The organism is Rothia nasimurium (assembly GCF_928391935.1).
Classification (GTDB): Bacteria; Actinomycetota; Actinomycetes; order Actinomycetales; family Micrococcaceae; genus Rothia; species Rothia nasimurium_D.
In genome coordinates this window covers 165,919-181,288 of the sequence record NZ_CAKMTD010000001.1, presented here as the reverse complement: position 1 = coordinate 181,288, position 15,370 = coordinate 165,919, and the positions used below count along the sequence as shown (strand labels likewise).

Sequence of the window (15,370 nt, the reverse complement as noted above, 5' to 3'; positions counted from 1 at the left end):
GCTGGGGTTTAACGATCAGGGAGATCTGCCATATTAAAAGTAGTGATGCCGTTGGTGCACTGAACGGTGACAGGTCCGGTTACGGTGCAGGTGAGACCCATCCAGCTCAGGGACTGGCCTTCCTGGAGGGGGGTATTGGTCTTGAACCAGTCGTGGGTGGCTGCCCGACCTTGGGCCTGGACTGAGCGAGGGGAGGTAGCAGTTGGCCCCATGGATACCGATTGAAGTACCCAGTTCTTTGAATCATCGGTCATGCAGAACACGCCGTAGGGCTGCATGAGGCAGGCAACCTGGGGGTCTGGGGTCTGGAAAACAACCGAAGGCTGGTCAGCCTTATCAAAGGCGAATGCAGCCGGGTCAACGGGCGTTCCCTGGGCAAGTTCTGTTGTCATGAGTGACGCGGGATCGATGGTGAAACCGTCGTTAACAGGGGGAGTGAGGACGGTGGGAGCCGGGGTGGGCGTTGCCTCTTCTGTGATCGGGGGCTCGGTCGGGGCAGGTGCCTCGACGGTCGGCTCTGGCGTGGTGGGCTCAGGTGTGGTGGGTTCTGGGGTTGGTGTGGGGGATGCCGTTGGGCTGGAACTTTCGGACGGGCTAGGTGAGGTCGTGGTGTTGGACGAACAGGCACTGAGGCTGAGGGTGGCAAGCGCTAGGACAGCAAGAGCCCGGGAAGTCTTCTGAAGGTGTTCCATACCTATTAGCCTAGTTGATAAGACCTACCTGCTGGCGTGTGCATGGAGTAACGGTTCCTCACAGTGAGACTCTTGCCCCAGGCATAGCCAGTTACCTGTGCTGCATCTAGACTTATGTATCTGTAGATGTTTGGTGAAGGTTGCAGTTGGAAACCATGAATAATATTGACCTCTTACTCAATAGGGTAAGTCTCGTGCTCCTTGATGTGGACGGCACCTTACTCGATAGTGAAACCTCTACCGCTATTGGGTTTAGCCGGGCCGTTCAAGAGCTTGGTTTTGAGGGTGGTATTGCTGATTCCCGTCCGTATTACCAGGCCTGGGCTGACCTTCAGCGCGAGGATTTTCACCGGTATTTGATGGGTGAGCAGAAATTTGATGAGCACCGGTTGCACCGAACCCAAAGCCTGTTGCATTTATTGACGGGCGAGGAGCAGAGCTCTGAGGTTGCCCTTTCTTTTCTTGATACTTTTCAGAAGGAAACATGTTTGGCCTGGCTTCCTTTTGATGAGGTTGAATCTTGTCTAGCGGAGATGCAGGAAACCTTCCCTCACGTCAAGATTGTGGTTGCTAGTAATGGGCACCAGGATATTGAGCGTCAAAAATTGAAGGCTCTTGGCCTTGAGGATTTTCCTTTGTTTACGTCTGGACGGCTCGGGGTGAGCAAGCCTGATCCGGAATTCTTTCGGATAGTGTGTGCTGAGTTGGAAATCAATCCGTCCTATACCTTGCATGTGGGGGATAACTATATTTCTGATGTTGCCTGCCCGGTGCGGGCGGGTTTGCAGGCTGTGTGGGTCAATCGGCACCGTCGGCAGCAGAAGTTACCGAAAGGGACGGCCAAGGTGAGCAGCTTGTCTGAGCTGCTGACGTTTGAGTAGACCGTGGTGGTTTTCCTGCTGGCCAGTGCCTGCTGGTTTGTGGAGGTATAGCCCTTGGGGGCAGTTCATACCGTGAACCTTGGGAGGAAGACGGCGGGAAGGCTTGCTCTGGTGTTCCTGGTTTAGCTTTTCGGCGTGATTCTCTGGGGCAGGTGATGGGATGAGGGGGCTTTTTCCGAGCGTGCGAGGAAGTAAAAAGGGCTCCGAATCAGCCGAGCGTGCGAGGCTGGGCCCGCGGGTTCGATTCCCGTGGGTTAAAGAAGAAACGACCATCTGGTGATGGTCGTTTACCGAGCGGCTGACGGGATGAGGGGGCCTTTTCCGAGCGTGCGAGGAAGTAAAAAGGGCCCCGAATCAGCCGAGCCTGCGAGGCTGGGCCCGCGGGTTCGATTCCCGTGGGTTAAAGAAGAAACGACCATCTGGTGATGGTCGTTTACCGAGCGGCTGACGGGAATCGAACCCGCGTATCAGGCTTGGGAAGCGTGCGCTCTACCATTGAGCTACAGCCGCGTGAGAGGGGATGACGGGAATCGAACCCGCGTAATCAGTTTGGAAGACTGAGGCTTTACCATTAAGCTACATCCCCGATGTTTGCCCTTTGTGAGGACTGTTCTAGTAAACCTGATTCTGGTGGTTGTGTCAAATTGTGGTGGATTGTTTGGAGTTTGTTGGGGTGTTGGGGGTGGTAGAGTTAGGTATTACGGGAAGTTGCGGCTAAACTGGTTGTTGCCTTCCGTGCATACGGGGTGTGGCGTAGCTTGGCTAACGCGCCTGCTTTGGGAGCAGGAGATCGCAGGTTCGAATCCTGTCACCCCGACGTGAAATAGAGCGACCCGCCGGAATCGGCGGGTTTTTCTATAGAACGATATGTTTGCCGCATTCTTTGTTTTGGTGTGCGGTCCCTTCAAGTAATCAGGAGATCAACGGACGTGAAGACTGCCGTCGAGAAGATCAACCCGACCCTCGCTAAGCTTGAGGTTGAGGTTCCTTTCGCTGAATTCAAGACCTACCTTGACCGAACCTACAAGTCACTGGCAAACCAGATTTCAGTTCCTGGTTTCCGTAAGGGTAAGACCCCTAAGGCTCTGATTGAGCAGCGTGCAGGCTTCGACTTTGTTGTCGAAAACGCTCTCAATGACGCCCTCAATTCCTACTATGGTCAGGCCCTGGCTGAAAATGAGCTGACCCCCTTGGCTCAGCCTGAACTGAAGATTATCGCTAAGCCTGAAGAGGGTAACCGCGAGGCTGATGTCAAGCTTGAGATTGAAGTTACTGTTCGCCCTGAGATTGAGCTGCCTGACTACTCTGGCATCAAGGTTGAGGTTGCTAACGTTGAGGTAACTGAAGAGGATGAGCAGAAGGCTCTGGATAACCTGCGTGGCCGTTTTGGCACTCTCAAGGCTGTAGATCGTCCTGCTGCTGATGCTGACTTCCTTACCATCAATATCGCTGCTGAGATTGATGGCGAGCAGATTGACGCTGCTAACGATCTTTCCTACCAGGTTGGTTCAGGCACCATGCTTGACGGCCTCGACGAAGCCGTCCTCGGCCTGTCTGCTGGTGAGGATGCAACCTTTGTTACCAAGCTGGCTGGTGGCGAGCATGCTGGTGAAGAGGCAACCGTTAAGGTTGAGGTCACCGCTGTGAAGGAACGCGAACTGCCCGAAGCTGACGACGACTTCGCTCAGCTGGCTTCAGAGTTCGATACCATTGCTGAGCTCAAGGAAGACCTCAAGAAGCAGGCCGCGGAAGCAAAGGTAGCCGAACAGGGCGCCGAAGCACGCGACAAGGTTCTTGATGCCCTCGTTGAGCTGGTTGAGGTTCCCGTCCCTGAAAAGGTCATTGAAGACCAGCTGAACCAGCACTTCAATGCCCCCGGTCAGGATGCAGACCACGACACTGAGGAGCACCGTGCAGAGGTTCGCTCCAATACCGAGCGTGCCTTCAAGAATGAAATGATTCTTGATGCGATTGCTGAGAAGGAAGAAGTGTCCGTTGAGCAGGCTGAGTTGATTGATTACATCATCACCATGTCCCAGCAGTACGGTATGGATCCCAACCAGTTCGCCCAGATGCTTGACGGCTCCGGCCAGTCCGGCATGATTGTGGGCGAGGTTCGTCGCTCCAAGGCGCTGGCAGCTGTTCTCTCCCAGGCTGAGGTTAAGGACGCTGACGGTAACCTTGTTGACCTGTCTTCCTTCCTGGGCGAATCTGCTGACGCTGAATAAGGATTAGTGACCCTCAACTGTTGAGAGGTCTTGGTGAGCCCCTGATGGTGCTGATGTGCCATCAGGGGCTTTTTGTTGCTTGGGTGCAGGTTGTGTGTGGGGTGGAGACGGAGGTGTAGGAGGTGTTGTTCAGGGCGGACATGAGGGGAAAAGTTGAATTAAGCTATGAAAACATGCCCTAATATTTGCATAGTTAGGTAAGACTCACTAAAGTAAGGTAAGTCAAGCCTAAGAGAGACATCAGGCTTGTCACCATACACACCCCCCACAACAGATATAGGACACCCCGTGAAGGCAAACCGTATCTCCCTCCTGGCAGCTACTTCGGTTCTAGCACTGGCGCTTACCGCTTGTGGTGCAGGCTCATCCACCACTGCCTCAAATGAATCCTCAGCTAGCGGATCAGCCTCCTCATCCGCCTCGGCAAGCCAGAGTGCAGGCACCGTCACCGTGACCGATAACTACGGCGAAGTAACCGTTACCCTGCCCGTCCAGAAGGTAGCAGCAACCGATAACCGTTCCTTCGAGATTCTGGAAGACTGGGGAGTGGACCTGGTCGCGGCCCCCCTGGCCCTGATTCCCCCGACCATCGAAACCTACAAGAACGATAGCTCCATCACCGACATCGGTACCCACCGCGAGCCCAACCTGGAGCTCCTTGCAGCAGAAGAGCCGGACCTGATTGTCAACGGTCAGCGCTTCTCCCAGCACTACGATGCCATTAAGGAGCTGAACCCTCAGGCAGCTATCCTGGAACTGGAGCCCCGTGAGGGCCAGCCTCTCGACGCTGAGCTGAAGCGTCAGGTCACCGTTCTTGGCGAGGTATTCGGCAAGCAGGCCGAGGCTGAGAAGCTCATTGCAGACTTCGACGCTGCCCTTGCCCGCGCTAAGGCCGCCTACGACGGCACCTCAACCGTCATGGCCGTCAACGTCTCCGGTGGCGAAATCGGCTACATCGCCCCCTCCATCGGCCGCACCTACGGCCCCATCTTCGACATGCTGAGCCTCAAGCCTGCCCTCGAAGTGGAGGGTTCCTCCGATAACCATCAGGGTGACGATATCTCCGTTGAAGCAATCGCCCAGGCCAACCCTGACTGGCTCCTGGTTCTTGACCGCGACGCCGGTACCACCACCGATGAGGGTTCCCCGGCCGCAGCAGACGTCATCGCTGGTAGCTCTGCCCTGACCAACGTCACCGCGATCACCAAAAACCAGATTGCCTACGCACCTGCAGACACCTACACCAACGAGTCAATCATTACCTACACCGAGATTCTGAATGACTTGGCTGATAAGTTCGAAGCAGCGAAGTAAATTTACCCACAACCTCTAAGATAAGGAGCCACACCACGCATACCGTGGGGTGGCTCCTTGAGGCCTATATGACGACATCACCTCAGACACACAATCCTGCCCAGGACAATGACCCCCATTGCGCTACCCAAAAGCGGTACTTGTCCTTCTACCCTGTACGAACCCGTAGCCCCCTTCTGACCGGAAAATTTCTCCTGAGCCTGCTCGGGGTCCTGCTACTACTGGCAGCCTCTCTCTTCACGGGCGCTTACGATATCTTCGGGCAGACAGACGGCGCAGAGATGTTTGCTATCACCCGTATTCCCCGCACCATTGCCCTCGTCCTAGCTGGCGCGGCTATGGCTATGTGTGGGCTAGTGATGCAGATGCTGACCCAAAACAAATTTGTTGAGCCTACCACCACTGGCACGACGGAGTGGGCCAGCCTGGGCCTGCTCTTTATGCTTTACTTTTTCCCAGCGGCAACACTCCTGCAACAGATGGCAGCAGCAATACTATTTGCCTTTGGTGGCAGTATGGTGTTCTTCCTGTTCCTGCGTAAGGTGTCCCTACGCTCAAGCCTGATTGTTCCCTTGGTTGGAATGATGCTGGGCGCCGTTGTGTCCGCATTTACCACCTTCTTTGCCCTACAAACTAACCTTTTACAGAACCTTGGGGTGTGGTTCGCAGGAAGCTTCACGTCCGTCATTAAGGGACAGTACGAGGTCCTATGGATTGTCCTTGCGGTTGTTGCTGTGGTCTTTTGGTACGCTGACCGCCTGACAGTTGCAGGGCTTGGCCAGGACTTCGCCACCAACGTCGGCCTCAACTACGCTCAGATCGTTTTTATTGGAACAGCTCTCATTGCTATCTCTACAGGTGTTGTCACTGTCGTGGTCGGCGCTCTACCCTTTATCGGTTTGATTGTGCCTAACATGGTCAGTATGTTCCGTGGCGATGACCTGCGCTCTAACCTGCCCTGGGTCGCCCTGGCAGGTATTGCCGTCGTGACCGTCTGCGATCTCATTGGCCGACTCATCATTGCCCCCTTTGAAATCCCGGTGTCCGTTATTTTGGGTATCGTAGGTGCCATCGTCTTTATCGGCCTGATTCTGAAGGGACGGCCCCGTGCTTAAGCCTGCTCGACAAACCGCCCCCGATGGGGTGCCAGCATCCTCGCCCAAGCAGCCAGTAGCCGACCGGGCGCAACGAGGTGTTGGCTCCTTCAGCACCCAGAAAGCAGCCCGCACCTACTGGCTCGTCCTGGCCGCCCTATCCTGTACCGCAGCCCTGGCGACCTTCGGCCTGCTCGCATACGGTAACCCTTTTGAAACCGGAACAGAAAAATGGTGGCTCGTCGCCGAACGTCGATCAAACGCGGTAATCGCAATGATAGTTGCAGCTATCTGCCAGTCCATTGCGACGGTTGCCTTCCAGACCGTTACCAACAACAGAATCATCACCCCCGGAATCCTGGGGTTCCAGGCCTTGTACGCAGCCATTCACACGGCGACGATTTATTTTTCTGGTGCAGCCGGTCTCATCGCAGCTCGTACACTCGATACCTTCGTCTTCCAGCTCGTCATGATGGTCGCCCTGTCCCTCTTGCTCTACACCTGGTTGCTGACGGGACGCCGGGCAAACATGCACGTCATGCTCCTGGTAGGTGTCGTTCTCGGTGGGGGACTAGGGTCTGTCTCAACCTTCATGCAACGAATGCTGACCCCCAGCGAATTCGACATCCTCACTGCCCGTCTCTTCGCCTCAGTGAACAACGCTGATCCGGAGTACTACCCGATAGCCCTACCACTGGTGGCCGTGGGCGTCCTCGTCTTCTTTGCCAAGGCCCGAACCCTCAACGCCCTTTCCCTGGGCCCACAAGCTGCAACCAACCTGGGAATCAACCATCGGCGTGAATCCATTATCGTTCTGGTCGTCGTTGCCGTCATGATGGCGGTCTCTACCGCCCTGGTTGGTCCTCTGACCTTCCTTGGATTTCTGGTGGCAACCTTGACCTACCAGTTTGCTGACACCTACGACCACCGCTTCCTCTTCCCCATGTCCATGGTCCTCAGCTTCACCATTCTTGCTGCCTCATACTTCATCATGAACCATATCTTCTCGGCCCAAGGCGTCGTTGGTATCATCATTGAGCTAGTGGGCGGTCTTACCTTCCTCATCGTCATTCTTCGAAAGGGCAAACTGTGATTACCCTGCAACAGGTAGCAAAAAGCTACTCCGGCGAAACTAATATCGGCCCGGTCGATCTAGAATTACCTGCCGGTGGTATTACCGCCCTCGTCGGCCCTAACGGTGCAGGAAAATCAACGCTCCTCACCATGATTGGTCGCCTGCTCGATATCGACACCGGAACCATTACCGTCGGTGAGATGAATGTGGCCACCTCAAAATCTAAAGACCTCGCCAAGGTCATTTCGATCCTCCGCCAGGAAAACCATTTCGTCACGAAGCTAACGGTTCGCCAACTGGTTGGATTTGGTCGCTTCCCCTACACCGGTGGCCGACTCACCACCGCAGATGAAGAGATTATTAGCCGCTATATCGACTTTCTCAACCTCACCGACTTAGAGAACCGATACCTGGATGAACTCTCCGGTGGCCAGCGTCAGCGAGCCTACGTGGCCATGGTGCTCTGCCAGGAGACCGACTATGTCCTTCTGGACGAGCCCCTCAATAACCTCGACATCTCTCACTCCGTCCAGATGATGCAGCATCTACACAACGCTGCCCGGGCCCTGGGACGCACCATCATCGTCGTCCTCCATGACATCAACTTCGCTGCCCGCTATGCCGACTACATCTGCGCCATTAAGGACGGCAAACTTGCCCGTTTCGGCACAGTGGAAGACATCATGAAAGATGACCTTCTGACAGAAATATTCAACACCCCAGTCCAGGTCATCCAGGGTCCCAATGGACCAATCGCCTGCTACCACTAACTGCCCTCCTCAAGCGGGTGGAAGTAGCTAAGCTGCCGGGCCGGCGTCCTCACCCTGTATGGTTAGGACGCCGGCCTGGCAGCTTGTGCATGGAGTAGGTAGGGCCTACACAACTGACATGCCAACAGCGAACTCATAGCATTTTGGAGCTGGGGGAGGTGGTTCAAGAGATAACCTAAATATCAAGTAAATTTTTGGCGCCCCACCGGCGCCTCCCCGATATAAGGAGCGGATACATGTCCTTCACCCTTCCGGAAGCTCACCAGGCACCTGCCATGGAAACCCCCATGGGAAGCCAGGACGACTACGTCTACAACCGCCTGCTCAAGGAACGCATCATCTGGCTTGGCTCTGAAGTCCGCGACTCCAACGCCAACCGCATCTGCTCCCAGCTGCTCCTGCTCTCAGCTGAAGACCCCGAGGCAGATATCTACCTCTACATCAACTCACCCGGTGGCTCCGTCACCGCGGGCATGGCTATCTACGACACCATGCAGTTGATCCCCAACGACGTTGTCACCGTTGTCACCGGCATGGCAGCCTCCATGGGCCAGTTCCTGCTCACCGCAGGTGCCCCCGGCAAGCGCTACGCCACCCCCAACGCCCGCATCCTCATGCACCAGCCTTCCGGAGGTATCGGTGGCACCGCCTCCGACATCCGCACCCAGGCCCAGCTGATTCTCGACATGAAGAAGCGCCTGAGTGAAATCACCGCTGAGCGCACCGGCCAGACCGTTGAAACCATCCTGCGCGATAACGACCGCGACAACTGGTTCACCGCCGAAGAAGGCCTGGCCTACGGCTTCTTCGACAAGATTCTCGACAAGATCGGCCCGGCCACCAGCGCCACCGATAAGTAAACCGGCACAGAACTTTTCCAGGAGAAACGAATGATTCACCTTCCTTCATCTACCGCACCTGCCGGTATGCCCACCAGCCGCTACGTGCTCCCCAACTTCGAAGAGCGCACCCCCTACGGCTACAAGCGCCAGGACCCCTACGCCAAGCTCTTTGAAGACCGCATCATCTTCCTGGGCGTTCAGGTCGATGACGCCTCCGCCGATGACATCATGGCCCAGCTACTGGTACTCGAATCCCAGGACCCAGACCGCGACATCACCCTCTACATCAACTCACCCGGCGGCTCCTTCACCGCAATGACTGCAATCTACGACACCATGCAGTACATCCGCCCCGAAATTCAGACCGTCTGCCTGGGCCAGGCCGCCTCAGCCGCCGCCGTCCTGCTTGCAGCCGGTACCCCCGGTAAGCGCCTTGCCCTTCCCAACGCCCGCGTGCTGATTCACCAGCCCGCCCTCTCGGGCCAGCAGGGCGGCCAGGCTTCTGACATCGAGATCCACGCCAACGAAGTGATGCGCATGCGCGAATGGACTGCCCAGACCCTGGCTCTGCACTCCGGCAAGACCTTTGAAGAGGTCGATAAGTCCATCGAGCGCGATAACATCCTCACTGCCAAGGCCGCCCTCGAATACGGCATCGTTGACCAGGTACTTGAATCCCGCAAGGCCGTAAAGCCCGCCTTCAACACCGCCGAGAAGCACGACTAAGGCCCAGCACCTAGTCCAACCTCAACGCCCGGCCCCACCGCAGTACCGCCAGCCGGTACAGCACCTGGTGGGGCCTTGGCGTCCCCACCGCCGCCCGTCATACGAGGTCATAAAGCCATGCAGGGGCAGCCGCCCGTCATATCTTGGGCACAACCAGAAATTCACGGTAGATTAGTACGAGGAACCCCAAGGAAAGGTAAGGTCTATGGCTCGCCTAGGCGATAGCACCACTCTTCCCAAATGCTCATTTTGCGGGAAGAACCAGCGGCAGGTTCGAAAACTCATTGCCGGCCCCATCAACATTTACATCTGCGACGAATGCGTAGAGCTCTGCAACGAAATCCTCGAAGAAGAACTCGCAGATGTCAAAGAACTAGTGGTCGAAGATAGACTACCTACCCCCCGCGAGATTTTTGACCACCTACAGGAATACGTCATCGGGCAGGAGGCCGCCAAACGCGCCCTTTCCGTTGCGGTCTATAACCACTACAAGCGAATCCGAGCCCAGGACAACCCCGCCATGGAAGCCAAGGAGCTCCTGGCCACTGAGGGGGAGGACGTCGATATTGCCAAGTCCAACATCCTCCTGGTTGGTCCCACCGGCTCCGGAAAAACCTACCTGGCTCAAACCCTAGCCAAGAAACTCAACGTCCCCTTTGCCGTCGCCGACGCCACTAGCCTGACCGAGGCCGGATATGTGGGGGAGGACGTCGAGAACATCCTGCTCAAACTCATCCAGGCCGCTGACGGCGATATCGAAAAAGCCCAGCGCGGAATCATCTATATCGACGAAATCGACAAGATCTCCCGCAAGGCAGATAACCCCTCCATCACCCGGGATGTCTCGGGCGAGGGCGTCCAGCAGGCCCTGCTCAAAATCCTAGAGGGAACCGAAGCCTCCGTACCCCCGCAGGGCGGACGCAAGCACCCCCAGCAGGAGTTCCTCAAGATCAATACCGCCAACATCCTCTTCATCGTGGCTGGCGCCTTTGCCGGTATCGAAGAGATTGTGGGGGGCCGGGTAGGACGCAAGGGGATCGGCTTTGGGGCCTCTATCGACCAGGCGGCCAAGGACGACGACATCCTCACCAAGCTCATGCCTGAGGACCTGCTCAAGTTCGGCCTGATTCCCGAGTTCATAGGTCGCCTGCCGGTGCTGGCAACCCTGGGTAAGCTGACCGAACCCGACCTCAAGCGAATCCTCACCGAACCCAAGAACGCCCTGGTCAAACAGTATAAGCGTATGTTTGCCCTCGACGGGGTAGACCTCATTTTTGAGGACGAGGCGATTTCAGCTATTGCCCGCCAGGCCGTTGAACGAGATACCGGCGCCCGAGGGCTCCGCTCCATCATGGAATCAATTCTGCAGCCGGTGATGTTTGATGTGCCCAGCCGGAGCGATGTCACTTCCGTCATTATCGACCGGGCCGTCGTGGCGGGGGAGAAGGAACCAATCCTAGTGCTGGAAACGCCCGAGAAAAAATCGGCCTAAGCAATCAACCCCGCTACCGGCAACAAAACAGCCGGTAGCGGGTTCTTCACTTTTACCCTCGAATGAAAGGACGCCCCCGTGGCTGACAATACTGTTGATTTTTGGTTTGACCCCACCTGCCCCTGGTGCTGGATGACCTCCCGCTGGATCAAGGAGGTCGAGACCCTCCGCGATGTTGAGGTAACCTGGCACCCCTTCTCCCTGGCCGTCCTGAACGAGGGACGGGATCTTGACCCCGGCTACCGCAAGCACATCGACAACACCTGGGGCCCGGCCCGTGTAGCAACTGCTGTGGCAGAGAAGTATGGGCAGGAAAAACTCGACGAACTTTACACCGCCCTGGGCGAGGAAATCCACCACCGGAAGAACAAGGAAGGCACCTACTTCGAGAAAGCAATCGAAGCGGCCCTGGCAGCAACCGGCCTGCCCGCCGAACTGGCCCAGGTGGCCTTTACCGAAGAGTTCGACGAACCCATGCGGGCCTCTACCCGCGACGGCCTGGACTCAGCCGGCGGTGACGATATCGGTGTGCCCCTGATGAGCATTAACGGTGTCACCTTCTTTGGCCCCGTCATGTCACCTGCCCCGACCGGCGAAGAAGCAGCTAAGGTCTTTGACGGTGCTGTGGCCCTTGCCTCCTACCCCGGCTTCTATGAAATTAAGCGGCCTCGCACCGTCGGGCCCATCTTCAACATCGACAAGGCATAAGCGATCACAGAAAAACCAAGGGGCCCCGGTCATCACCGGGGCCCCTTCTTGTATGCACACAGTAAAAAGAATTACTTCTTAGTTGACTCAGCAGTTGCCTTGTCAGTTGCCTTCTCAGATGCGGGTGCTGAGGTAGCTGCACTTCGCTTTTCCTGAGCGGCCTTAGCCTTCTTGATGATAGCTGAATCCAGGCAACGGGAATCAGTGGTGGTTGAAGGACGGTTAGCGTCAGTTGACTGGCGCAGTTCTAGGTTGCGATCGCTAATCTGACGGACGATGTCGGGGGCGTCGTTGACGAAGTTGTAGGCGGCCTTGACGTCGGTGGTGAAGTCAGCGCGGACAGTAAAGTTCAGGATTTCATCCTTGGTGGGAAGGACATGGCCTGCACACATAACGTTGTAGTAGTTGATGATGTCCGTATCTTTAAGGTCAGCTACAGCCTTTTCGACGTCCTCAACCTTCTCGTAGTCACGGAAATCATCAAGCTGGACGTCTGCAGGGGCAGTAGCGCCAGCCCAGGTGGGGGCGGGAGTTGATTCTGCGGCCTGGTCAGTGGTGGCGTTATTGCCGCAAGCTGACAGGGCGGCAACGGCTACCAGGGCCAGTGCAGCGACACGAGTGCTGCTGGTCTTCAAATTTTTCATAGTAAGCCTCTACTGTGGTGGAGTGTCGAAGCGGAAGGTGAACCGCAACAATTCTTTTTTTTATTCTACCTAGAACTGGCCACTGGGGTTGTACCCAGTGGCCAGTTTTGATGTGCTCTACAACCTATTGTTGTGCGGCTTTTCTAGTACTATTCTGCGTTTTCTTCGGTTACGAGGACAACGTCAGAAACAGTGAGTTCGCCTTCGCCCTCGGTGAGGGTGATGTCGCGGGCGTTACCTGCTGCCTTGAGGTCGCCGAGACCGCCGCGAATACGGGCGATATCTGCGGCGGAGCCGGTGATGGTTGCGGTTTCAACCTCGGTGCGCTGCTTGACCTGGGCTTCTGACTTTGCCTTGCGTAGGCCACCCAGGGCGGCTGCCACGGTGGGTAGGACCTCTGCGTCGGCCTGGGCTGCCAGGGCAGCATAGCCCTCGGCGGTGGGCCAGGAGGCGCGGTGCACGGAGCCTGCTCGCCACCATGACCAGATTTCGTCGGTGACGAAGGGCAGGAAGGGGGCGAAGAGGCGCAGCAGGGCGTCCAGGGTGGTGGCCAGGGCTGCCAGGACGGAGGCCTGTTCGACGTCGCCGACGTTACCGTAGGCGCGGTCCTTGATGAGTTCGACGAAGTCGTCGGTGAAGTGCCAGAAGAAGGTCTCTGAGATCTGCAGGGCACGGGCGTACTCGTAGTTCTCAAAGGCGGTGGTGGCTTCTTCAACCAGGGCGGCCAGGCGGGCCAGCAGGGAGCGGTCCAGCTCGTTGGTCAGGACGCTTGCCTGCTCGGCGGTGGTCACGACGGAGGCTGAAGTCGCACCCAGGCCGAGCACGAACTTGGAGGCGTTCAGCAGCTTGATAGCCAGGCGACGGCCAATCTTCATCTGGGCCTCGTCGTAGGCGGTATCGGCACCCAGCTTGGCGCTGGCTGCCCAGTAGCGCACGGCGTCCGAACCGTACTTTTCAAGCACCTCGTTGGGGACGACTACGTTGCCCTTAGACTTGGACATCTTCTTGCGGTCCGGGTCCAGAATCCAGCCGGAGAGGGCAGTGTCGGTCCAGGGCACGGAGTTCTCCAGGGAGTTGGAGCGTACCACGGTGGAGAAGAGCCAGGTGCGGATGATGTCGTGGCCCTGGGGACGCAGGTCCATGGGGAAGGTGACCTTGTGCAGGTTCTCGTCCACACCCCAACCGGTAGCGATTTGGGGGGTCAGGGAGGAGGTAGCCCAGGTGTCGAGGACGTCGGGGTCGGCGATGAAGCCGCCAGGCACGCCACGCTGGTCCTCAGTGTAGCCGGGGGCGGGTTCTGAGGCCGGGTCCACAGGGAGCATGTCTTCACTGGGGATAATGGGCTGCTCGTAGTTGGGTTCACCGTCGGCGTCGAGCTTGTACCAGATGGGGAAGGGTACGCCGAAGAAGCGCTGGCGGGAAATGAGCCAGTCGCCGTTCAGGCCCTCAACCCAGTTTTCGTAGCGGGAGCGCATGAAGGCAGGGTGCCAGGTGATCTCGCGGCCGCGCTCAATCAGGGCGTCGCGGCGGTCAGCGTCACGGCCACCGTTTCGGATGTACCACTGGCGGGAGGCCACAATTTCGAGGGGCTTGTCGCCCTTCTCGTAGAACTTGACCGGGTGGGTGATGGGCTTGGGATCGCCGTCCATTTCACCGGCTTCGACCAGCATTTCAACGACGGTCTTCTGAGCGGTGAAGACGGTAGCCCCTGCCATGCGCTCGTAGCGTTCGCGGCCCTCGGGGGAGGTAATCCACTCGGGGGTGTCGGTGGCGAAGCGGCCGTCGCGGCCGATGAGGGCGCGGGTGGGCAGCTGGAGTTCGCGCCACCAGGTGACGTCGGTGGTGTCGCCGAAGGTGCAGATCATGGCGATGCCGGCACCCTTGTCGGGCTGGGCCAGGGTGTGGGCCTTGATTTCGACCTCTACACCGAAGAGGGGAGAGGTGACCTTGGTGCCGAAGAGGGGCTTGTAGCGCTCGTCGTCGGGGTGGGCTACCAGGGCGACACAGGAGGGCAGGAGCTCGGGGCGGGTGGTCTCGATCCAGACCTTCTCGCCGTTTTCCCGGTGGAAGGAGATACGGTGGTAGGCGCCGGGGCGTTCCTTATCTTCCAGTTCTGCCTGGGCTACCGCAGTGCGGAAGGTGACGTCCCACATGGTGGGGGCCTCTGCCATGTAGGCATCGCCGCTCGCCAGATCGTTGAGGAAGGCCAGCTGGGAGACCTTGCGGGAGTGGGCGTCGATGGTGCGGTAGGTATGTGACCAGTCAACGGACAGACCCAGGGTGGTGAAGAGCTCCTCAAAGACCTTTTCGTCTTCTACCGCCAGGATTTCACACAGTTCGATGAAGTTCTGACGGGAGATACGGGGCCAGTCGCGCTGGTTCTTGGCGGGCTTTTCGGGAGCCTTGAAATCGGGGTCGTAGGGGATTGCGGGGTCGCAGAGTACGCCGTAGTAGTTCTGCACGCGGCGTTCGGTGGGCAGGCCGTTGTCGTCCCAGCCCAGGGGGTAGAAGACGTTCTTGCCCTTCATGCGCTGGTAGCGGGCGATGACGTCGGTCTGGGTGTAGGAGAACATGTGACCGACGTGCAGGGAGCCGGACGCGGTGGGCGGCGGGGTGTCGATGGAGTAGACCTGCTCGCGGGTGGTGTTGGGGTCGAATGCGTAGGTCTTGTTGGCGGCCCAGTTCTCGGTGAACTTCTTTTCGAGGCCTTCAAGGCCGGGCTTCGCGGGGACGGTAATGTCTACGGTGTTTTCTGCGGGCGTGTCTGTGCCCTGATTGATTTCAGCCATGCCAACCATTCTCTCACGGATAGTTTTCTTGTGCAGGCACACTGAGCTTGCCTCGTCAGAAAATCTAGGTCATACAGGCTGCAGGGGCTATTGAGTCCCGGCCTGGGGCCTTAGT

General features: G+C 57.6%; 13 protein-coding genes and 3 tRNA genes. 11 read left to right on the top strand and 5 right to left on the bottom strand.

Features of this window, described 5'->3' with window-relative positions; all coding sequences use genetic code 11:
• Nucleotides 1-8: 8 nt before the first annotated feature.
• Nucleotides 9-692, bottom strand: a complete 684-nt coding sequence (locus L7A15_RS00870) for a hypothetical protein (RefSeq protein WP_237207889.1) — start codon at nt 690-692, stop codon at nt 9-11.
• Nucleotides 693-847: 155 nt separating this feature from the next.
• Between L7A15_RS00870 and L7A15_RS00865 the strand changes: the two genes are divergently transcribed.
• A complete protein-coding gene (locus L7A15_RS00865; protein WP_237207888.1) occupies nt 848-1,573 on the top strand; it encodes an HAD family hydrolase in 726 nt (241 codons plus the stop codon).
• Between the two features lie 439 nt (nt 1,574-2,012).
• On the opposite strand, the gene L7A15_RS00860 is transcribed toward L7A15_RS00865, so the two are convergent.
• A tRNA-Gly gene (locus L7A15_RS00860) sits at nt 2,013-2,083 on the bottom strand.
• A 5-nt stretch (nt 2,084-2,088) separates the two neighbouring features.
• Nucleotides 2,089-2,159 (bottom strand) — tRNA-Gly (locus L7A15_RS00855).
• A 156-nt stretch (nt 2,160-2,315) separates the two neighbouring features.
• Here L7A15_RS00855 and L7A15_RS00850 point away from each other — a divergent pair.
• From L7A15_RS00850 to L7A15_RS00805, 10 genes are all read left to right on the top strand, one after another.
• A tRNA-Pro gene (locus L7A15_RS00850) sits at nt 2,316-2,390 on the top strand.
• A gap of 112 nt (nt 2,391-2,502) precedes the next feature.
• Nucleotides 2,503-3,801 carry a trigger factor gene (tig, locus tag L7A15_RS00845; protein ID WP_237187855.1) on the top strand — a complete coding sequence of 433 codons (1,299 nt, stop codon included), beginning with the start codon at nt 2,503-2,505 and terminating at the stop codon, nt 3,799-3,801.
• Nucleotides 3,802-4,089: 288 nt separating this feature from the next.
• Nucleotides 4,090-5,115 carry a siderophore ABC transporter substrate-binding protein gene (locus L7A15_RS00840; protein WP_237187856.1) on the top strand — a complete coding sequence of 342 codons (1,026 nt, stop codon included), beginning with the start codon at nt 4,090-4,092 and terminating at the stop codon, nt 5,113-5,115.
• 140 nt (nt 5,116-5,255) lie between these two features.
• Nucleotides 5,256-6,230 carry an ABC transporter permease gene (locus tag L7A15_RS00835; RefSeq protein WP_237187857.1) on the top strand — a complete coding sequence of 325 codons (975 nt, stop codon included), beginning with the start codon at nt 5,256-5,258 and terminating at the stop codon, nt 6,228-6,230.
• On the top strand, nt 6,223-7,302 hold the full coding sequence (locus L7A15_RS00830) for an iron chelate uptake ABC transporter family permease subunit (RefSeq protein WP_237207887.1): 1,080 nt from the start codon (nt 6,223-6,225) through the stop codon (nt 7,300-7,302). Before L7A15_RS00835 ends, L7A15_RS00830 begins: the two co-directional genes overlap by 8 nt.
• The gene (locus tag L7A15_RS00825; RefSeq protein WP_237187859.1) at nt 7,299-8,054 is read left to right on the top strand and encodes an ABC transporter ATP-binding protein; all 756 of its coding nucleotides are present in this window, start codon (nt 7,299-7,301) and stop codon (nt 8,052-8,054) included. Before L7A15_RS00830 ends, L7A15_RS00825 begins: the two co-directional genes overlap by 4 nt.
• Nucleotides 8,055-8,290: 236 nt before the next feature.
• Complete coding sequence (locus L7A15_RS00820) at nt 8,291-8,914, top strand: ATP-dependent Clp protease proteolytic subunit (protein ID WP_272878647.1); 624 nt, start codon at nt 8,291-8,293, stop codon at nt 8,912-8,914.
• Nucleotides 8,915-8,944: 30 nt separating this feature from the next.
• Nucleotides 8,945-9,622 (top strand): ATP-dependent Clp protease proteolytic subunit, encoded by a 678-nt coding sequence (locus tag L7A15_RS00815; RefSeq protein WP_237201345.1) that lies wholly within the window; start codon nt 8,945-8,947, stop codon nt 9,620-9,622.
• 205 nt (nt 9,623-9,827) lie between these two features.
• Nucleotides 9,828-11,114, top strand: coding sequence for an ATP-dependent Clp protease ATP-binding subunit ClpX (gene clpX, locus L7A15_RS00810; RefSeq protein WP_237201344.1), 1,287 nt, complete (start codon nt 9,828-9,830; stop codon nt 11,112-11,114).
• A 78-nt stretch (nt 11,115-11,192) separates the two neighbouring features.
• On the top strand, nt 11,193-11,822 hold the full coding sequence (locus L7A15_RS00805; RefSeq protein ID WP_272878648.1) for a DsbA family protein: 630 nt from the start codon (nt 11,193-11,195) through the stop codon (nt 11,820-11,822).
• A 71-nt stretch (nt 11,823-11,893) separates the two neighbouring features.
• On the opposite strand, the gene L7A15_RS00800 is transcribed toward L7A15_RS00805, so the two are convergent.
• Nucleotides 11,894-12,466: a hypothetical protein gene (locus L7A15_RS00800; protein ID WP_237187862.1), complete on the bottom strand. Its 573-nt coding sequence runs from the start codon at nt 12,464-12,466 to the stop codon at nt 11,894-11,896.
• A 149-nt stretch (nt 12,467-12,615) separates the two neighbouring features.
• A complete protein-coding gene (gene valS, locus L7A15_RS00795; protein ID WP_237207886.1) occupies nt 12,616-15,255 on the bottom strand; it encodes a valine--tRNA ligase in 2,640 nt (879 codons plus the stop codon).
• Nucleotides 15,256-15,370 lie beyond the last annotated feature (115 nt).

Excerpts from the sequence above, each read along its gene's own strand:
- L7A15_RS00870 (WP_237207889.1), bottom strand. The coding sequence starts at position 692 with ATGGAACACCTTCAGAAGACTTCCCGGGCTCTTGCTGTCCTAGCGCTT.
- L7A15_RS00865 (WP_237207888.1), top strand. The coding sequence starts at position 848 with ATGAATAATATTGACCTCTTACTCAATAGGGTAAGTCTCGTGCTCCTT.
- L7A15_RS00820 (WP_272878647.1), top strand. The coding sequence starts at position 8,291 with ATGTCCTTCACCCTTCCGGAAGCTCACCAGGCACCTGCCATGGAAACC.
- L7A15_RS00815 (WP_237201345.1), top strand. The coding sequence starts at position 8,945 with ATGATTCACCTTCCTTCATCTACCGCACCTGCCGGTATGCCCACCAGC.
- clpX (WP_237201344.1), top strand. The coding sequence starts at position 9,828 with ATGGCTCGCCTAGGCGATAGCACCACTCTTCCCAAATGCTCATTTTGC.
- L7A15_RS00800 (WP_237187862.1), bottom strand. The coding sequence starts at position 12,466 with ATGAAAAATTTGAAGACCAGCAGCACTCGTGTCGCTGCACTGGCCCTG.
- valS (WP_237207886.1), bottom strand. The coding sequence starts at position 15,255 with ATGGCTGAAATCAATCAGGGCACAGACACGCCCGCAGAAAACACCGTA.